This is a genomic window from Cupriavidus oxalaticus (genome assembly GCF_004768545.1).
GTDB classification, from domain to species: Bacteria; Pseudomonadota; Gammaproteobacteria; order Burkholderiales; family Burkholderiaceae; genus Cupriavidus; species Cupriavidus oxalaticus_A.
The window spans coordinates 1780668-1799134 of record NZ_CP038634.1 but is presented as its reverse complement, the minus strand read 5'-3'; the positions used below and the strand labels follow the sequence as shown (position 1 = coordinate 1799134).

Here is an 18467-nt window from a genome sequence, read left to right as displayed (position 1 = left end):
AATGAAAGGAGACAACAGAATGGCCAAGCCAGAAAATCTGGTCACCTCAATCACCGTGGAAATCGAAGCCCCCGCTTCCCTGGTATGGGAAGTCCTGACCGACTTCCCCCGCTACGCGGAATGGAACACCTTCTGCCCCGGCCTGGAAACCACTGCGAAGCTTGGCGACATGGTCCACATGCAAGTCCGCATCCCGGGCACCGACCAGATCATCCCGGTCAATGAGTACCTCGTGGCATGGGAACCGGAACGCCTGCTGTCGTGGGAGCAACGCCCCACCGACGCAAACAAGGACGCCGCCCGCCGCGACCAGTACATAGAAGCAATCGCACCCGCCCGCACCTACTACTTCACCACCGACCTGTTCCTGGGCCTGAACGCCGAAACCATCATGCGCGAACACGGCGCCTGGGTAAAACAGGGCTTCGACCAGGTGGCAAGGGATGTCAAGGCGCGCGCCGAAGCGCTGCACGCGCAGCGCCAGGGCTGACCCATAGCGTGGAAGACCACCCCGCCGCCGTCATTGCGGCGGGCGCTGGCTGAGCACCACCATCGCCGCAACGCCCCGGCTGCGCACGCAGGCAGCATCGCACCCATCCGGACCCGCCGTGCCGGCAGCACGGGCTTCATCGTGGCCGCCGTATGCCACGGCGACCCCATTCCCGCCTGCAAGCACCCAGGCCACTCCCAGGCCGGCCCCTACCGCGGCCAGCCCGGCCGCCCAACGCAATCCGAGCCGCTTCATCGCTGTCTCCTCCGCACCCTTTCCGGGTCCTTTGACAGCATCGTAGGCGGCGCTCGCCGCCGTCTCTTCGTCCGAGCAGACTAGGGGGTATCCCGAGGAAATGCCGGGCCGGTGGCCCCGTCCGGGCATGCACCGCGTTGCATACCAGGTGCCGCATACAGCCGCGCCAGCGATGCCGCGCACCCGGACAAGCCGGACGGCGCCAGCTGCAGCGCATGGGCGCTGAGCAAGCCCCACAGGTGCGCGACCAGCAGGCCAGCCTGGGCTGGCTCGGCCATCCGGGCCGCCAGCGCGTTGCGCAGGGTATTGGCACCCTGCAACACGCGCGCGCGCAGCGGACACAGCTCGCAGGCGGTGCCGCACTTGTGCTGCAGCAGGAACGCCAGCAGGCTGACATGGCATGCCATGCCATCGCCATCATCGCCATCGAGCAAGGCGGCAAGCGCCGGCTCCAGCAGGTCCGTGGCCGCGCCGGCGGAGCGCCGGGCCAGCGGTGCGAGCCGTTCGGCAAGATCCGCTTCGGCACAGGACAGCAGCGCGCCCATCAATGCGGCGCGCGAACGGAAATGGGCATACACCGCCCCGCGCGTCATGCCGATGGCGCGGGCCACATCCTCCAGCGTGACGCAATGCACGCCCCGCTGGCGCATCAGTTGCTGCGCGCTGGCAAGAATGCGCCCGCGCGTGGCGACAGCATCGTCGCGGCTACGCCGGACCATGGTTGCAGTTGGCGCGGTCTTACATGAAATGCACGTCGTCCGGCCCCCAGTGGGCGCGCATGCTCTGGATGCGCCCGTCCGCGCCGAACGTCATGATGTCGGTCACGTCGATGCGTGCGGCCCGTCCTTCAAGCCGCGCATGCACGGCAAAGGTCAGCGCCGCGGCATTGCCGTGCGAACCGCGCGGCGGCGCCACCATCTCCAGGCGCGCGCCGAGCGAGGTGGCGTGCTGGTAGAAGGCAAGGATGGCCGGCTTGCCGGCAAGCGGCTGCGCGCCGACCGGATCCTCCACCGTGGCATCGTCCGCGTAGAGCGCGGCGATGCCCTCGGCATCGCCGGCATTGAAGCGTTCGACATAGGCAAGCAGCGTGGCTTTCATCGCGGCGCTATCGGGCATCGTGCTCTCCTCGTCCTGTCAGCGCGCGGTGTAGCCGCCGTCGATCACCAGCTCGGCGCCGGTGACATAGCGTCCGGCATCGGAGACCAGGTACAGGATGCCCGCCGCGATGTCGCGCGGCTGCCCGACTTGGCCGACCGGCGTCAGGCCGCCGAGATAGTCGAACAGCGCCTCGCCCTGCCCCGAGGCCTGGGCCACGTGCTCGAGCATTGGCGTGCGGATATAGCCGGGATGGATAGAGTTGGCGCGAATCCCCTTGGCCGCATAGAGCATGGCATCGGTCTTGGCCATCATCCGCACCGCGGCCTTCGACGCATGGTAAGGCGGCACGTCCGGCCCCGCGGCAATGCCATACATCGACGACACGTTGACGATGGCCCCGCTGCCGGCGCGCTCCATGTGCGCGATGGCATGCTTGGTGCACAGGAAGGTGCCGGTCACATTCACCGCCATCACCTTCTGCCATTGCTCCAGCGTCACCTGGTGGGTCGGTTCGTTCGGGCCTTCGATGCCGGCGTTGTTGACGAGGATGTCGAGCCCGCCGAAGCGCGCCGCCACCGCGCCCAGCACGCGCGCCACGTCGATTTCGCTGGTGACGTCGAGCTGCCAGAACGCGGCCTCGCCGCCTGCGCCGCAGATGGCCTCGGCGGTGGCCTTGCCGTCGGCTTCCAGCACATCGAGCACGGCCACCTTCGCGCCTGCCGCCGCCAGCACACGGGCGGTTTCCGCGCCGATGCCGCGCGCGGCGCCGGTGATGGCGGCTACCTTGCCGCGCAGGTCGAACAGGCTATACGGGTATTCCATGATGTCTCCTGAGATATCGTTGTATGGATATGCGCGCCAATTATGCCGCCACGGCCTGCGCGGTATCGGCCAGGAAGCCTAGGCATTCGCGATTGAAATACGCGGCGTGCTCGACCATCACCCAGTGCCCGCAGCGGTTGATCATGACAAAGCGGGCATCGGCGCAGCCGCCGAGGAACTTCATCGCGCCGGCGGCGGGATTGAACTGGTCCTCCGTGCCCCAGAAGCCGAGCACCGGGCAGCGGATCTCGCCCAGCCGCTCCGTCAGGTTGGGCACCCTCATGGTGGCCAGCACCTCGCGCGGCTGCTCGCGGCACACCGCCATGCGCTCGTCCACCAGCGCGTCGGTGACCAGGCTGGCGTCATGCACCAGCAATTGCAGCAGCTGCCGCATGGTGTCCGGGTTCATGTGCCCGCCGGTGAACAGCGACACCATGCGCTGGATGCCTTCCATCTGGAAGTAGGTCTCGCGCTCTTCCACGCCGCCCGGGGCCATCATGACCAGCCGGCTCACATGCTCGGGATAGTCCAGCGCGTACTTCAGCGCAATCGCGCCGCCGAGCGAATTGCCGACCAATACGCAGCGCTGCAGCTCCAGTGCCACCAGCTGCTCCCGTAGCGCGGCGACGAAGAAATCCAGCGTGTATTCGACGTCATCCGGCTTGGACGACAAGCCATAGCCGGGCAGATCCACCACCACGGTACGGAAGCCCGCCGCAGCGAAGGCCGGCACGTTGAAGCGGAAGTTGCTGTGCCCGCTCGCGCCCGGGCCGCTGCCGTGGATAAAGACCACGGGTTCGCCACTGCCAGCGTCCAGGCTGTGCAGCCGCAGGCCCCCGGACGTGGTGACGAAGCGCCCGACCGGCAGGTTGGGATGCAGGGATGAAGGCGGTTGCTGTGGCGTAGCGGACATGAGGGCGTCTCCCGTGGAATCGTGCAGCGATATTGCGCAGCCACGGCCTGCCGGGCATCGTTCATTCGGACTAAGAGCGATCCCTCCACTTCTCCTACGATGGGCCCTCCATGCATCAGGGGGGACCCCATGACAGGATTCGACTACACCGGCCAGGCCGTGCTGGTGACCGGCGGCATGCGCGGCATCGGCCGCGCCATCAGCGAGGCTTTCCTGCGCGCGGGCGCGCAGGTCTTCGTCTGCGGACGCACCGCGTCCGCGCACGACGGCGAGCTGCCGAGCGCAGACGGGCGCAGCGCCCGCTTTATCGCCGCGGACATACGCGACCTCGAACAGGCCGATGCCATGCTGGCCGAGATCGCGCAGGCCAGCCCCACGCTGGACGTCGTGATCCACAACGCCGGCGGCTCGCCGTACGCGCTGGTCGCCGAAGCCTCGCCACGCCTGCTGGAATCGGTGATCCGGCTGAACCTGGTGGCACCGCTGCAGCTGGCGCAGCGCGTCAATGCCCGCATGCAGCGGCAGCCCGGCGGCGGCACGCAACTGTTCGTCGGCAGCGTCAGCGCGCTGCGGCCCTCGCCCGGCACCGCGGCCTATGGCGCCGCCAAGGCCGGCATCCTCAACGCGGTGCGCACCCTCGCGGTGGAATGGGCGCCGCGCGTGCGCGTTGCCGCGGTCAGTCCGGGCATGGTGCTGACCGACACCTCGCGCGACCAGCACTACGGCGATCCCGGGGCACTGCGCGCGATGGCCGCGACAGTGCCGCTGGGCCGCCTGGCACAGCCTGATGACATCGCCAATGCATGCCTGTTCCTGGCTTCGTCGCAGGCGTCGTATGTGTCGGGCGCCAACCTCGTGATCGATGGCGGCGGCGAACGCCCGGCCTTTCTCGACGCGGCATCGCTCAACCGCGTGCCGTAGGGAAACCGCCTAGTCCGTTCTGCCGATTTGTGCAGGTCTCCCCCTCTCTACGCTTGCGGCCAGATGCGCGCCATTCGAAGTGCCAGGCCATGAACCACCACCGAAACCAAGGGGAGACCACCATGCAACAACCACCACGCGGCCCAGTGAAGCGCCGCAGCCGGCTGCGGCCGATCGCCGCCGCGGCACTGGCTACGCTGGCCACGCTGCTCGCGCCTGCCGCGCATGCCGGCGACACCATCGAATTCGGCCGCGGCACCACGCTCGACTACAGCGTCACCGCATCCTACGGCGCCGCCGTGCGCACCGGCCACCGCAGCGACACGCTGCTGAGCCCGGCGAATATCAACGGCGACGACGGCGACCGCAACTTCAAGCCCGGCGACATGATCGCCAACCGCGTGTCGCTGCTGGGCGAGGCACATCTGCGCCACGGCGCCTTCGGCGCGCTGGTGCGCGGCAGCGTGTTCTACGACTGGGCCTACCGCGGCACCAACTCGAACAACGCGCCGTTCACGGTCAACCACAGCGGCCCGTTCAACCAGTTCACGGAATCGGCGCAGGACTACCACGAGCATCGCGCCCAGCTGCTCGATGCCTATGTCTACGGCGCCACGCCGGTCGGCGGCACCCAGCTGAGCTTCAAGCTGGGCAACCAGGTGGTGGCATGGGGCGAGAGCCTGTTCTTCGCCAATATCGCCGGCGCGCAGGGGCCAGCGGACGCCACCAAGGCGTTCGTGCCTGGCGCAGAGGTCAAGGACATCCTGCTGCCGGTGCCGCAGGCCTCGCTGCAGCTGCAGGTCACGCCGTCGTTCAGCCTGATGGGCTATTACCAGTTCACCTTCAAGCCGAACCAGCTGTCGGCGCCGGGCAGCTATTTCAGCACCAGCGACGTGGTCGGCCCGGGTGCGGAGTTCATCATCGGGCCCGGCTTCCGCATCCCGCGCGGGCCGGACGTGCGCCCGTCCGACTGGGGACAGTGGGGCGTGGGCGCGCGCTGGCGCGTGTTCGAGGGCACCGAGCTCGGGCTCTACCAGCTGCGCTACCACGACAAGAACCCGAGCGTCGTGACCTCGCTGTTCCCCACGCTGCAATACCAGGAGAAGTTCTTCGGCGGCATCAACCTGACCGGCGCCAGCTTCTCCACCCAGGTGCTCGGCGCCAACATCGCCGGCGAAGTCAGCTACAAGGACGGCATCCCGATGCTGGTAGACGTGGCCGGCTCGCCCACCGCCTCGCGCGGCAAGGCACTGCAGGGACAGCTGTCCGCGATCTACTCGGTGGGGCCGACCTTCCTCGCCAACTCGCAGTCGCTGCTCGGTGAAGTCGCCTACCTGCATGTGCTGAGCGTCGATCCGGTGATGGGCTTCAGCCAGCTGACCAACACGCGCAACTCGGCGGCGTTCCAGCTCGGCTGGTCGCTGACCTACAACAACGTGTTCGATGGCTGGGACCTGACCGTGCCGCTCACCTACGCGCACCAGTTCAGCGGCCGCTCGGCGGTGGCCGGCGCCTTCGGCACGCTGATGGGCTATGGCGACCGGCGCGCCAGCGTGGGGCTGACCTTCAAGTACCTGAACAACCTGGAGCTCAACCTGACCTACGCGGCGTTCATCGGCGGGCCGAGCATTACCAACCGTCCGCTGGCTGACCGCGACTACGTGGCGTTCAACGCCAAGTATTCGTTCTGACGCCTGCTTCGTCCCTGGCTGCCGCGGCAGGTCCGCGGCAGCGCAACCCGTTCCTCCCCATGCACCCGGACCAGATCGCCACGCTCAGCCAAGAACTCCACCACGCGCTCGTCACGCGCTCGCCGGTGCCGCCACTGAGCGGCCGCGGCCTGGCGCTGGATGTGAACGACGCCTATCGCATCCAGCAAGGCTTCATTGCCCACCGCCTCGCCGCGGGCGACCGCGTCGCCGGCAAGAAGATCGGCGTGACCAGCAAGCCCGTGCAGCAGATGCTGGACGTGCACCAGCCGGACTTCGGCATCCTGCTGCAGAGCATGCACTACGCGGCGGGCCAGCCCATTCCGACCGATACGCTGATCCAGCCCCGCGCCGAGGGCGAAATCGCCTTTTTCCTGCGGCGCGACCTGCGCGGGCCGGGCGTGACGCGCGAGGACGTGCTCGCCGCGACCGAGTCGGTGGCGGCGTGCTTCGAGATCGTTGACTCGCGCATCCGCGACTGGCGCATCCGCATCGAGGACACCGTCGCCGACAACGCATCCTGCGGCGTCTACGTACTCGGCGACGAGCGCGTCAGCCCGCACGGACTCGACCTGGCCGCCTGCGCGATGACGCTGGAGAAAAACGGCGAATGCGTAGCAACGGGCCTGGGCAGCGCCGCGCTCGGCCATCCCGCCGATGCGGTGGCCTGGCTGGCCAACACGCTGGGCAGCTTCGGCATCCCGCTGCTGGCCGGCGAGGCCATCCTGTCGGGCTCGCTCGCGGCGCTGATCCCGGTCCAGGCCGGCGACCGGCTGTCCATGCACATCACCGGCATCGGCGGCTGCAGCGCCGCGTTTTGCTGACTTCCTTGCTGACTTCCTGATTCCTTCCACTTGCCACGCGAGACACCATGAACAAGATCCGATGCGCCCTGATCGGGCCCGGCAATATCGGCACCGACCTGCTCTACAAGCTGCGCCGCAGCGACATCCTGGAACCGGTCTGGATGGTCGGCGTGGAGCCGTCATCCGAGGGCCTGGCACGCGCGCGCGAGCTCGGCCTGAAGACTACCAGCGACGGCATCGACGGCCTGCTGCCGCACCTGGAGGCCGACGATATCCGCATCGCCTTCGATGCCACGTCGGCCTACGTCCACGCCGGGCACTCGGCCAGGCTGACCGCGCGCGGCGTGCGCGTGATCGACCTGACGCCGGCGGCGATCGGGCCGTTCTGCGTGCCGCCCGTCAACCTCGAGGCCCATATCGGCAGCAACGAGATGAACGTGAACATGGTCACCTGCGGCGGCCAGGCCACCATTCCGATGGTGTTTGCGGTGTCGCGCGTGCAGCCGGTGGCCTATGGCGAGATCGTGGCGACGGTGTCGTCGCGCTCGGTCGGGCCCGGCACGCGCCGCAATATCGACGAATTCACGCGCACTACGGCAGGCGCGATCGAAGCCGTGGGCGGCGCGCGCCAGGGCAAGGCCATCATCGTGATCAACCCGGCCGAGCCGCCGCTGATCATGCGCGACACCATCCACTGCCTGACCGACGAGGCGCCCGACGTCGCGGCGATTACCGCGTCGGTGCACGACATGATCGCCGAGGTGCGCAAGTACGTGCCCGGCTACACGCTGAAGAACGGCCCGGTGTTCGACGGCAAGCGCGTCTCGATCTTCCTGGAGGTCGAGGGCCTGGGCGACTACCTGCCGAAGTACGCCGGCAACCTAGACATCATGACCGCCTCCGCCGCCCGCACCGCGGAGTGCATCGCCGCCGCGATGCTGTCCAGCGCCACCACCACTGCCTGAGGAGCCACGCCATGGTCCAACGCATCACCCTGCACGACATGACCCTGCGCGACGGCATGCATCCGAAGCGCCACCAGATCTCGCTGGAACAGATGAAGGGCATCGCCCGCGGCCTGGACGCCGCCGGCGTGCCGCTGATCGAAGTGACCCACGGCGATGGCCTGGGCGGCGCCTCGGTCAACTACGGCTTTCCGGCGCACAGCGATGAAGAGTATTTGCGCGCGGTGCTGGGCGAACTGAAGAACGCGCACGTGTCCGCGCTGCTGCTGCCCGGCATCGGCACCGTCGACCACCTGCGCATGGCGCACGACATCGGCGTGCAGACCATCCGCGTCGCCACCCATTGCACCGAGGCCGACGTGTCCGAGCAGCATATCGGCATGGCGCGCCGGCTCGGCATGGATACCGTGGGCTTCCTGATGATGGCGCACATGGCGCCCGTAGAGGTGCTGGTGCAGCAGGCGCTGCTGATGGAAAGCTATGGCGCCAACTGCCTGTACATCACCGACTCGGCCGGCCACATGCTGCCGCACGACGTCACCGAAAAGCTGACCGCGGTCCGGCAGGCGCTGCGTCCCGAAACCGAACTGGGCTTCCACGGCCACCACAACCTCGCCATGGGCGTGGCCAACTCGCTCGCCGCGATCGCCGCCGGCGCCACCCGCATCGACGCCGCCGCCGCGGGACTGGGCGCCGGCGCGGGCAACACGCCGATGGAGGTGCTGGTGGCGGTGTGCGAGCGCATGGGCATCGAGACCGGCGTCGATGTGTTCCGCATCGCCGACGTGGCCGAAGACCTGGTCGTGCCGATCATGGACCAGCCCATCCGCATCGACCGCGACGCGCTGACGCTGGGCTATGCCGGCGTGTATTCGTCGTTCCTGCTGTTCGCCAAGCGCGCCGAGGCCAAGTACCGCATCCCCGCGCGCGAGATCCTGGTCGAGCTGGGCCGGCAGCGCCTGGTGGGCGGCCAGGAAGACATGATCGAGGACACGGCGATCACGCTGGCGCGCGCGCGGGGATTGCTCGCGGCGTAGGGCGCCGCTTCATCGGTTCGCTTCATTACTTTTACCCGGCGCCGCGGCCATGCAGCGCTTTCCACACCATCAGAACGAGGAACTGGTTCCATGCTTCGACTTCCCGCCGCTTTGCGGCTGAGTCTCGCTGCCGCGGCCCTGGCCGCTGTGGCCACCCCCGCCCAGGCGCTCAATGTGCTGCTGACCAATGACGACGGCTGCGCCGCGCCCGGTATCACCGCGGTGCGCAAGGCCTTGCAGGATGCCGGGCACCGCGTCATCACGGTTGGCCCGGCCAGCAACCAGAGCGGCTCCGGTGCCGCCTATGCCGTGCCCGACGGACGCACGCGGCTGGTGGTGGAACCGCTGGCCGGCGGCGCCGACACGTACTGCGTGCACCGGGTCAAGCCCACCTACGTGGCCGGCGGCGCGCTCAACGCCACCAATGCCGACTACATCGGCAGCGGCTCGCCGGTCGATGCCACCGCCATGGGCCTGAAGATCGTCGGCCCGGAAAGCGGTTTCACGCCCGACCTCGTCGTCTCCGGCGCCAACTTCGGCGAGAACCTGTCGGACTCGATCCCGCATTCGGGGACGGTGATGAACGTGCTGTTCGCCGCGCGGCGCGGCGTGCCGGCCATCGCGTTGAGCGTCGGCGTCGACTTTGCCGAGGCGCGCAGCGGGTTTCCGGCAACGCTGGCAGCCTTTCCCAAGGCCGGGGCCTTCCTGGCCCGCGTGATCGCCAGCCTGGAGGCCACGCGGCGCGCGGCGCAGCCGTTGCTGCCCGTGGCCAATCCGCTCAGCATCAACTACCCGATCACCGCGGGCGGCCAGGCCCCGGCCGGCGTGCGCCTGACCGTGCCGGGCACGGTGGATTCGTTCACCACCGCATACAAGCGCAATGCCGACAACACGGTGTCGATCGAAGCCGGCGCAGCGGATGCCGAGTTGAAGGCGCTCGCCCGCACCGCCGAGACCCCGGCGTTCCTGGCCAAGTTCATCACCATCTCGCCGCTCGACGTGGATTTCCGCCCGACGCCGCTTGCGCGCGGCCTGTTCAACCGCTCGCACCGCGACCTGGCCGCGCTGGCGCCCTGAGGACGACACTGAGGAAGACACCATGGGCAAGCAACCTGGAAACTGGCGCCACCTCGTGCTCGCAGGCGCGGTGGCGGCCCTGGCGGCATGCGGGGATGACGAATCGCGCGACATCGGCGGCACCGCCGCGGTCGGCGCGGCCCTGGCAGGCGCATCGGTCCAGCTGCGCGACACGCAAGGCCAGGTGCGCCAGGCCACCGCCGACGCCAGCGGCGCCTTCCGCCTGCACAGCGTGCCGGACGGCGCGGTGATGGTGCGTTGCGACGGCGGGCAGGCACAGGGCGAGGCCAACCGGCAGCGGCTCCACGGCCTGGTGCTGGCCGGGCAAACCGTCAATTGCACCCCGTTGACCGAACTGGCACTGTGGAAGCTGCTGGACGGGCCGCCGGCGCAAGCCTTCGACAGCTTCGGCCCGCAGCACGCGGCGCGCCTGGGCGCCGATGCCATCGCGGCGGCCGAGCAGGCGGTGCTTGACGCGCTGGCCGAGGGCGCCGGTGTCGGCATCGATCCCGCCGCCGTGCCGCGCCGCTGGCATGACACGCCGCTTGCGGCCGGCAACCCCGCCGATCCGCACGACGCCGCGCTGGATGCCATGCGCGAGGCGATCGCCGACCAGCCAGCCCTGGACCTGATGGGAGAGATGGTGCTGCACGGCGTTTGCCGGGCAGACGACTCCTGCGGGTAAGTGGCACGCCGGAGTGGACGGAGTGAAGCGCGGGCGACTTGCCGTGCTTCCGCGCCGGTGCTTCTCCTACCAAACCGCGCGGAAATGTCCCCTTTGGCAAGAGGGTGGCTTTTCCGCCTTTTTTATTCGCCGTTGAATCTTTTTTAGAGCGCTGTCGCAAAGTGGAGCCCCGGGGTGCATTTGCAGCTACACTTGCGCGACCGTTATCAGCCAGAAGCCGTACCAGTTGCCGCAACATTGCGCCGTGCCATCGCGGCGGGTATCAAAGTTCCCGCGCCGCGTGGGCCGTCCGCCCTGGAAGCATGCAAAGGAACTGCCATCCTGCCCATGACCCGCTCCGTCCCGCCCCGCTTCCACCGGCCCCCGCTACACGCCGCCGCCGGCCTGCTCGCCCTGTCATGCCTGTCGTGGCCGGCGGGCGCGCAAGCTCCGGCCGCGGGCGCCGCGTCCGTGCCTGCCGCAAGGCCGTCAGCCACGCTCCTCACGCCTGCCGCAACCGCGCCGGCCAACTCCGCCACCCACGTCCTCACCCTGCGCCAGATGGGCGCCTACGGACCGATCGCGCTGCGCGGCGTGGACCACGCGCGCCAGCTCGATATCGGCGTGCGGCTCGATGAAGTGGTCACGGCGGCCAGGCTCAAGCTGGCGTTTACCTATTCGCCGGCGCTGGTGTTCCCGCTGTCGCATATCAAGCTGACGCTGAACGACGAGGTCATCGCGACTTTGCCGCTGGAAGAGAAGGAAGCCGGGCGACTGGTCACGCGCGAGCTCGATATCGACCCGCGCTTCTTCACCGACTTCAACCACCTGCGGGTGCAGCTGATCGCGCACTACACGCTGGATCATTGCGAGGACCCGCTGCACTCGAGCCTGTGGGCCGACATCAGCCCGGCCACCACGCTGACGCTCAATACCTTGCGCGTGTCGCTGCCGGATAACCTGGCGCTGCTGCCGGCACCGTTCTTCGACCGCCGCGACAACCGCCGCGTGACCGTGCCGTTCGTGCTGCCGGCCGGCGCCGACAGCGCGACGCTGCGCGCCGCCGGCGTGGCGGCATCGTGGCTGGGCGCGCTGGCCGCCTGGCGCGAGGCGCGCTTCCCCGTGGCGCGGACCGCGCCGGCCGGCAGCGATGCCATTGCCTTCGTCACGCCGCAGACCATTCCGGCGGGCCTTAACCTGCCGGCGATCGCCGGCCCCACCGTGAGTCTCATGCCCAACCCGGCCAGCCCGGACCGCAAGCTGCTGGTGGTGGCCGGCCGCAATGCGCAGGAGCTGCAGACCGCGGTCAATGCCCTGGTGCTGGGCAAGGTGGCCATGGCCGGCAACAGCGCGCGGGTGGAGTCGGTCGACATAGGCAAGCCGCGCCGGCCCTATGACGCGCCGGCGTGGGCGCCGACCGACCGCCCGGTGCTGTTACGCGAACTGGTGGCGGACCCGCGGGACCTGCAGGTCGCCGGCGGCAACCCGAACCCGATCCGCGTCAACCTGCGCGTGCCGGCGGACCTGTACGACTGGACCCGCAGCAACGTGCCGCTGAACCTGCGCTACCGCTACACCGCGCCGCCCACCTACAACGACTCGGTACTGAGCATCGACATCAACGACCAGCTGGTGCGCTCGTACCGGCTGCGCCCGCTGGCCAGCACCGACGACCACAACGTGGTCAGCGTGCCGCTGCTGTCGGGCACCACCGCGTCGGCGGCGCAGCGGGTCGGCATCCCGGCGTTCCGCGTCGGCAGCAACAACCAGATGCAGTTCCAGTTCCATATCGATTCGCAGAAGACGGCGCTGTGCAGCTCCACCGCGACCGACGTGGCCCGTGCGGCGATCGATCCCGACTCGACCATCGACTTCAGCCAATTTTCCCACTACACCGGCCTGCCCAACCTGGCGTACTTCGCCAACAGCGGCTATCCCTTCACCCGGCTGGCCGATCTCGCCGACACCGCCGTGGTCGTGCCCGACGCGCCGACCGCGACGGACCAGGAAGCGCTGCTGTCGCTGCTGGGCCACATGGGCAAGTGGACCGGCCTGCCGTCGCTGCGCGTGACGGTGGTGCCGACGGCAAAGATCGATACCGTGCGCGACCATAACCTGCTGCTGATCGGCACCGGCAGCGGCGCCGCCACGCTGGAAAAATGGGGCAAGTCGCTGCCGCTGCTGATCGCGCGCGGCAAGACCGAGATCTCGCTGCGCGACCAGCGCACCAGCATCCGGTCGAACTGGCTCGCCGGCATGCGCGAAGACCCGGTCACGCCGGTGGGGCGCGCCATCCTGTCAGCCGATGGCCCGGTGGCGGCGCTGGTCGGCTTCGAATCGCCGCTGGCCGACGGCAATACCGTGGTCGCGCTGACCGCCACCGAGGACCGCCGCGTGGCCGACGTGCTGGACGCCCTCGAGAACCCCGGCAAGGTGGCGCAGATGCGCGGCGACCTGACCGTGATCCGGCAGGACCAGGTCGATGGCCTGCGCCTGGGCGAGCGCTACTACGTCGGCGACCTGCCGTGGTATGCGCGCATCTGGGTGCGGGTGTCGGCCTTCCCGAGCCTGATGGCGATCGGCGGGTTGCTGGCCGGACTGGTGGTGGCGCTGTCGCTGTTCTGGACATTGGGCAGGCTGGCGGCGCGGCGCGGCGGGAGCTGACATGCGGCGCACGCTGACAGGGCTGGGCCGATGGCTGGCGGCCGGCGCGCTGGCCTGTGCCGCGCTGGCCCCCATTGCGGCCAATGCCGCGCCCGCACCGGCCTGCAAGTGGGCCGACTGGGATGCCTTCCGCCAGCACCTCATGAGCGCCGACGGGCGCGTGATCGACCGCAGCTCGGACCAGCAGGCCACCGTGTCCGAAGGCCAGGCCTATGGCCTGTTCTTCGCGCTGGTGGCCAATGACCGCGCCAGCTTCGACAAATTGCTGGCCTGGACCGAGAACAACCTGGCCCAGGGCGACCTGGCCTCGCGCCTGCCCGCGTGGATCTGGGGCAAGCTCACGCCCGCGCAGGCAGCCAGCGCCGGCCATGTGGACAACCCGGGCAGCGGCTGGGGCGTGATCGACAGCAACCCGGCATCCGACGCTGACCTGTGGATCGCCTACGCGCTGCTGGAAGCGGGCCGGCTGTGGCAGGAGCGCCGCTTCACCGCGCTCGGCACCTTGCTGGCGCGGCGCATCCTGCGCGAGGAAACCGCGCTGCTGCCCGGCCTGGGCCGCACCGTGCTGCCGGGACCGCAGGGCTTCAGGCTGGGCGACAAGCGCTGGCGCCTGAACCCCAGCTACGTGCCGCTGCAGGTGATGCGCCGGCTCGCCGCCGCGCTGCCGGAAGAGCCGGCGTGGCAGCAGATGGTCGGCACGTCGGCGCGGCTGATGCTGGACACCGCGCCGCGCGGCTTTTCGCCCGACTGGGTCGAATACGAAGCCGGCCGCGGCTTCCTGCCCGACGCGGCCACCCGCGCCGAAAGCGCCTACAACGCGATCCGCGTCTACCTGTGGGCCGGCACGCTGCCGGCCGACGAGCCCCAGCGCGCCGCGCTGCTGCGCACCTTCACGCCGCTGGCCGACTATGTCGCGGCCAGGGGCTACCCGCCCGAGCGCATCGATACCCAGACCGGCCAGCCCGGCCCCAACGCGGGCAACGGCGGCTTCAGCGCCGCGGTGGCGCCTTACCTGGCCGCGCTCGGCCGCGCCGACCAGGCCGCCGCGCAGGCGCGCCGCACGCGCGAGCTGGCGCAGCGCGAGCCCGGCGGCCAGGCCGGCTACTACACCCAGGTGCTGACGCTGTTCGGGCTCGGCTATCTCGACGGCCAGTACCGTTTTGCCCAAGACGGCGCGCTGCTGCCCGCATGGAAGACCGGATGCCCCGCGCGCTGAATCCGATCCTGCTGCCGGCACTGTTCGGCGCCGCCACGGTGGCACCGATGGCGGCCGCGCCGGCGCTGGCCCAACCGGCTGCAAAGCCCTCGCCCGAGCTGGCGCAACTGCTGTCCGCGGCACGCATGTGGGAAGCCAAGAACCGCACCGACGTGGCCCGCGGCATCCTCGACAAGGCGCTGCTGATCGATCCCAACCAGCCCGACGCGCTGATGCTGATGGGCCTGATCGAGCTGCGCTCCAACCGCCCGCTCGAAGCCGAGAAGATCCTGCGCCGGCTGCGCCAGGCCAACCCCGGCCATCCCGCCACGCTCGAACTGGAAGACGCCTGGCGCATCGCCACGCGCGACAAGGCCGAGATGGCGCGCATCCGGCTGCTGGCGCGCGCCGGCAAGTCCGACGAAGCGATCGCCCGGCTGCACAGGCTGTTCCCGCACGGCGCCCCGCGCGGCGAGCTGGCGATCGATTACTACCGCATCCTGGCCGGCACGCCCGCCGGGCGCACCGCCACCATTGCCGAGCTGCGCACGCGCGTGCGCCAGAACCCTGACGACCTGCGCCTGCAGATGGCACTGGCCAGCCTGCTGACCGACCGCGAGGCGACGCGCCAGGAAGGGCTCGGCATCCTGCAGCGCATTGCCCGGCGGCCCGACGGCGACCGCAAGGGCGCGCTGGAGATGTGGCGGCGCACGCTCTACAACGTCAGCGACGATCCCGCGTACTACAAGTGGTACGAGGCCTACCTGCAGGAAGTGCCGGACGACGACGCCGCGCGCCAGACGCTGGCCGAGCTGGGCAAGCACGGCACCGCGCGCCAGCGCGAGCAGGCCAGCCCGGCCTACCAGGCGCGGCGCGAGGGCGAGAAGCAGCTGGCGCGCGGCAATGTGCGCGAGGCCGAAACCGCGCTGGAGAGCGCCAACCGCAAGCGCCGCAACGAAGGCGAGACGCTTGGCAACCTGGGGCTGGTGCGCCTGCGCCAGGGACGCCACGACGAAGCGCGCGAACTGTGCACGCGCGCCGCCGAGCTCGATCCCGGCAACCGCGGCAAATGGCGCAGCCTGCAGGGCACCGCCACGTTCTGGGGCACGCTGGCGCGCGCGCGCGAGGCCAACGCCCAGGGCAAGCCGGCGCAGGCCGAAGCGCTGGCGCGCCAGGCGCTGCAGCAGCAGCCGGACAACGCCAATGCCCGCGCCATCCTCGCCGACGCGCTGATCGCGCAGGACCGGCCGGCCGAGGCCGAACGCCTGCTGCGCGCCAACCTTGCCGGCCCCGAGCCGGATATCGGCAGCCTGCGCACGCTGGTCAGGCTGCTCAATGAAAGCGGGCGTGGCGACGAGACCGGGCCACTGATCGCCAGCACCGCAAGCCGCCTCAAGGACTCGGCCGAAGAGCTGCGCAGCCTGCGCGCCGAACTGCTCGCGCTGCAGGGCGAACAGCTGCTGGCGCAGCGCAAGCAGAGCCCGGCGCTGGCACGGCTGGAAGAATCGATCCGGCTGGCGCCGCAGGATCCCTGGACGCGCTTCACGCTGGCACGCGCCTACCGCGACCTGGGCCTGCCCGTGCTGGCCCGGCGCGTGATGGACGAAGGCGTGGCCGCCGCCGGCAACGCCGAGATGCGCTATGCCGCGGCGCTCTACCTGAATTCGGTCGACGACATCGACGCCGCCAGTGCGCTGCTGGCTGGCGTGCCGGACGCCGAGCGCTCCGACGGCATGCGCCGCCTGTCCGGCAACCTGGCCGCGCAGCGCCTCCTGCGCGAAGCGCGCCAGCTGTCCGCGCAGGGCCGCGAAGACGAAGCCATGGCCCGGCTGCGCGCGGCCGCAGCCGAGGTGCCCGACGATCCGCAGATGCTGGCCTCGGTCGGGCGCGAATGGATCGCGCTGGGCCAGCCGGACACCGGCCTGAAGCTGGTCACGGACTGGCTCGACGCGCATCCGGACGACCCCGCCATCGACGTGCGCATCCGCTATGGCGAACTGCTGGCCGCGGCCGGGCACGACGATGCGCTGCGCGCGTGGATCGCCGACGTGCGCGCGCGTCCCGGCCTGAACGCCGCGCAGCGCGCCGATCTCGACGACCAGTCGCTGCGGCTGGCGGTGCGCGAGAGCGACCGCCTGATTGCCGAGGGCGATTTCGCCGGGGCGCAGCGCACGCTGATGGCCGTGCCCGCAGCGCAGCAGCGCGAGCGCCGCTGGCTGCTGGCGCTGGCCGACCTGCGCGAGGCCCGCGGCGACTATGCCGGCGCCGCCGACGCCGCGCGCCAGGTGCTGGCGGCCAACCCGACGGACGCCGGCGCGCGCCTGATGGTGGCCAACATGCTGGAGCGCCAGGGCGACGAGAACCAGGCGCTGGAGATCGTGCGCGCGGTGCTCGCCGATACCCCGGGGGACGACATCGACACGCGCCTGTCGATCGCGCGCCGCTTCACGGCGATGCGGCGCGAGGACGAGGCGGTGGCGGTGGTCGGCCCGCTGCGCCAGCGCTATCCCGGGCACGCCGACATCGCGGTGCAGGCCGGGCGCATCGCGCAGTCGCGCGGCGATTTCGACCAGGCCGCGGCGCTGTACCGCGAGGCGCGCGTGCTGGAGCAGCGCGAGGGCGTCAGCCCGGGCCCCGAGGGCGCCGAAGGCACCGCGGCCGGCCGCGCGCTGGCCTCGCTCGAAGCCCGGCGCGAAGGCCAGGTGGCCTCGGCGGTGCTGTTCTCGCACAAGACCGGCGATCCCGGCATCTCGCGCCTGCTGGCAACCGAGATCCCGCTGTACGTGCGCATTCCGCACGGCTACACCGGCCACACATTCTTCCATGCCGACACGGTGCTGCTCGATGCCGGCACGCTGCCCGCCGACAACCTGTCCGCCTCGCGCGACTTCGGGCGCATCCGCGCGCTCGGCAACACCGGCCTCGGCCCGATCGGCCAGAACGACCGCGGCGTGGCGCTGGCGGCCGGCTACGAGTTCAACGGCGCCTACAACAGCTGGCGTGCCGACATCGGCACCACGCCGCTGGGCTTCCTGCGGCAGAACATCGTCGGCGGGCTGCGCTGGCGCGGCGAGATGGGGCCGGCATCGACCACCATCGACGTCTCGCGCCGCGCCGTCACCAGCAGCCTGGTGTCGTACGCCGGCGCCACCGATCCCGCCCATGTCGACCCGACCACCGGCGTGGTCTCGCCCGCGGCCACCTGGGGCGGCGTGGTGCGCAACGGCGTGCATGTGCGCTATGCGCGCGACGTGGGGCGCTTTGGCCTGTTCGCCGATCTGGGATACGGCATCTACACTGGTCACAATGTCCTGACCAACCGCGAGTTCACCGTGCGCACCGGCTTCGACGTGCCCGTCTTCGTGCGGCGCGACCAGCGCCTCACCAGCGGCCTGGTGCTGAACTACTGGCGCTACAGCGAGAACGAGCGCTACTACAGCTTCGGACACGGCGGCTACTACAGCCCGCAGCGCTACCTGTCGTTCGGCATCCCGCTGGACTGGACCGGGCGCCGCGACAAGCTGTCGTGGCGCGTGCGCGGCTCGGTGGGGCTGTCGAGCACGTATGAGAAGTCGATGCCGTACTACCCGACGGATTCCCGGCTGCAGGAACTCTCCGGCAATGCCACCTATGGCGGCGGCTCCGGCGGCGGCTTCAGCTATACCATCGGCGCGGCGATCGAGTACCGTCTTGCCCCGCACTGGGTCGCCGGCGCGGTGTTCGAGATCGACCGCTCGCGCGACTACGCGCCAAACCGCGCGCAGGCCTACGTGCGCTATATCTTCGACAAGCAACAGGGCCCCGTGCCCTACCCGCCCACCCCGGTGCGGCCGTATTCGACTTACTGAGCC

General features: G+C 70.1%; 15 protein-coding genes. 11 read left to right on the top strand and 4 right to left on the bottom strand.

Going from position 1 to position 18467, the window contains the following annotated elements; genetic code table 11:
* The first annotated feature begins 19 nt into the window (after window positions 1-19).
* The gene (locus E0W60_RS08065; protein ID WP_135703586.1) at window positions 20-490 is read left to right on the top strand and encodes an SRPBCC domain-containing protein; all 471 of its coding nucleotides are present in this window, start codon (window positions 20-22) and stop codon (window positions 488-490) included.
* 335 nt (window positions 491-825) lie between these two features.
* On the opposite strand, the gene E0W60_RS08055 is transcribed toward E0W60_RS08065, so the two are convergent.
* Genes E0W60_RS08055 through E0W60_RS08040 form a run of 4 tightly spaced genes read right to left on the bottom strand, consistent with a single transcriptional unit; the run spans window position 826 to window position 3578 of the window.
* Window positions 826-1464: a TetR/AcrR family transcriptional regulator gene (locus tag E0W60_RS08055; protein ID WP_133094813.1), complete on the bottom strand. Its 639-nt coding sequence runs from the start codon at window positions 1462-1464 to the stop codon at window positions 826-828.
* Between the two features lie 19 nt (window positions 1465-1483).
* Window positions 1484-1861, bottom strand: a complete 378-nt coding sequence (locus E0W60_RS08050; protein WP_135703585.1) for a nuclear transport factor 2 family protein — start codon at window positions 1859-1861, stop codon at window positions 1484-1486.
* An 18-nt stretch (window positions 1862-1879) separates the two neighbouring features.
* On the bottom strand, window positions 1880-2665 hold the full coding sequence (locus E0W60_RS08045; protein WP_135703584.1) for an SDR family NAD(P)-dependent oxidoreductase: 786 nt from the start codon (window positions 2663-2665) through the stop codon (window positions 1880-1882).
* A 40-nt stretch (window positions 2666-2705) separates the two neighbouring features.
* On the bottom strand, window positions 2706-3578 hold the full coding sequence (locus tag E0W60_RS08040; protein ID WP_135703583.1) for an alpha/beta fold hydrolase: 873 nt from the start codon (window positions 3576-3578) through the stop codon (window positions 2706-2708).
* 129 nt (window positions 3579-3707) lie between these two features.
* On the opposite strand from E0W60_RS08040, the gene E0W60_RS08035 reads away from it, so the two are divergent.
* From E0W60_RS08035 to E0W60_RS07990, 10 genes are all read left to right on the top strand, one after another.
* Complete coding sequence (locus E0W60_RS08035) at window positions 3708-4499, top strand: SDR family oxidoreductase (RefSeq protein WP_135703582.1); 792 nt, start codon at window positions 3708-3710, stop codon at window positions 4497-4499.
* Between the two features lie 122 nt (window positions 4500-4621).
* Entirely contained in the window at window positions 4622-6190 is a 1569-nt protein-coding gene (locus E0W60_RS08030) for a DUF1302 domain-containing protein (RefSeq protein WP_133094808.1), read from the top strand.
* 59 nt (window positions 6191-6249) lie between these two features.
* A complete protein-coding gene (gene dmpE / locus E0W60_RS08025; protein WP_135703581.1) occupies window positions 6250-7032 on the top strand; it encodes a 2-oxopent-4-enoate hydratase in 783 nt (260 codons plus the stop codon).
* A 47-nt stretch (window positions 7033-7079) separates the two neighbouring features.
* On the top strand, window positions 7080-7979 hold the full coding sequence (locus E0W60_RS08020) for an acetaldehyde dehydrogenase (acetylating) (protein ID WP_135703580.1): 900 nt from the start codon (window positions 7080-7082) through the stop codon (window positions 7977-7979).
* A gap of 11 nt (window positions 7980-7990) precedes the next feature.
* The gene (gene dmpG, locus E0W60_RS08015) at window positions 7991-9016 is read left to right on the top strand and encodes a 4-hydroxy-2-oxovalerate aldolase (RefSeq protein WP_133094805.1); all 1026 of its coding nucleotides are present in this window, start codon (window positions 7991-7993) and stop codon (window positions 9014-9016) included.
* 90 nt (window positions 9017-9106) lie between these two features.
* Complete coding sequence (gene surE, locus E0W60_RS08010; protein ID WP_135703579.1) at window positions 9107-10093, top strand: 5'/3'-nucleotidase SurE; 987 nt, start codon at window positions 9107-9109, stop codon at window positions 10091-10093.
* A 22-nt stretch (window positions 10094-10115) separates the two neighbouring features.
* Window positions 10116-10778, top strand: coding sequence for a hypothetical protein (locus E0W60_RS08005; protein WP_135703578.1), 663 nt, complete (start codon window positions 10116-10118; stop codon window positions 10776-10778).
* Window positions 10779-11105: 327 nt separating this feature from the next.
* Entirely contained in the window at window positions 11106-13421 is a 2316-nt protein-coding gene (gene bcsB, locus E0W60_RS08000) for a cellulose biosynthesis cyclic di-GMP-binding regulatory protein BcsB (protein WP_135703577.1), read from the top strand.
* Window position 13422: 1 nt separating this feature from the next.
* Window positions 13423-14637: a cellulose synthase complex periplasmic endoglucanase BcsZ gene (gene bcsZ, locus E0W60_RS07995; RefSeq protein WP_135703576.1), complete on the top strand. Its 1215-nt coding sequence runs from the start codon at window positions 13423-13425 to the stop codon at window positions 14635-14637.
* Window positions 14622-18464 (top strand): cellulose synthase subunit BcsC-related outer membrane protein, encoded by a 3843-nt coding sequence (locus tag E0W60_RS07990; protein WP_135703575.1) that lies wholly within the window; start codon window positions 14622-14624, stop codon window positions 18462-18464. The genes bcsZ and E0W60_RS07990 overlap by 16 nt, the downstream gene beginning before the upstream one ends.
* Window positions 18465-18467: the final 3 nt, after the last annotated feature.

What these genes read in the sequence shown, in the direction of transcription:
- E0W60_RS08065 (WP_135703586.1), top strand. Translation starts at nt 20, where the DNA reads ATGGCCAAGCCAGAAAATCTGGTCACCTCAATCACCGTGGAAATCGAA.
- E0W60_RS08055 (WP_133094813.1), bottom strand. Translation starts at nt 1,464, where the DNA reads ATGGTCCGGCGTAGCCGCGACGATGCTGTCGCCACGCGCGGGCGCATT.
- E0W60_RS08050 (WP_135703585.1), bottom strand. Translation starts at nt 1,861, where the DNA reads ATGCCCGATAGCGCCGCGATGAAAGCCACGCTGCTTGCCTATGTCGAA.
- E0W60_RS08045 (WP_135703584.1), bottom strand. Translation starts at nt 2,665, where the DNA reads ATGGAATACCCGTATAGCCTGTTCGACCTGCGCGGCAAGGTAGCCGCC.
- E0W60_RS08040 (WP_135703583.1), bottom strand. Translation starts at nt 3,578, where the DNA reads ATGTCCGCTACGCCACAGCAACCGCCTTCATCCCTGCATCCCAACCTG.
- E0W60_RS08035 (WP_135703582.1), top strand. Translation starts at nt 3,708, where the DNA reads ATGACAGGATTCGACTACACCGGCCAGGCCGTGCTGGTGACCGGCGGC.
- E0W60_RS08030 (WP_133094808.1), top strand. Translation starts at nt 4,622, where the DNA reads ATGCAACAACCACCACGCGGCCCAGTGAAGCGCCGCAGCCGGCTGCGG.
- dmpE (WP_135703581.1), top strand. Translation starts at nt 6,250, where the DNA reads ATGCACCCGGACCAGATCGCCACGCTCAGCCAAGAACTCCACCACGCG.
- E0W60_RS08020 (WP_135703580.1), top strand. Translation starts at nt 7,080, where the DNA reads ATGAACAAGATCCGATGCGCCCTGATCGGGCCCGGCAATATCGGCACC.
- dmpG (WP_133094805.1), top strand. Translation starts at nt 7,991, where the DNA reads ATGGTCCAACGCATCACCCTGCACGACATGACCCTGCGCGACGGCATG.
- surE (WP_135703579.1), top strand. Translation starts at nt 9,107, where the DNA reads ATGCTTCGACTTCCCGCCGCTTTGCGGCTGAGTCTCGCTGCCGCGGCC.
- E0W60_RS08005 (WP_135703578.1), top strand. Translation starts at nt 10,116, where the DNA reads ATGGGCAAGCAACCTGGAAACTGGCGCCACCTCGTGCTCGCAGGCGCG.
- bcsB (WP_135703577.1), top strand. Translation starts at nt 11,106, where the DNA reads ATGACCCGCTCCGTCCCGCCCCGCTTCCACCGGCCCCCGCTACACGCC.
- bcsZ (WP_135703576.1), top strand. Translation starts at nt 13,423, where the DNA reads ATGCGGCGCACGCTGACAGGGCTGGGCCGATGGCTGGCGGCCGGCGCG.
- E0W60_RS07990 (WP_135703575.1), top strand. Translation starts at nt 14,622, where the DNA reads ATGCCCCGCGCGCTGAATCCGATCCTGCTGCCGGCACTGTTCGGCGCC.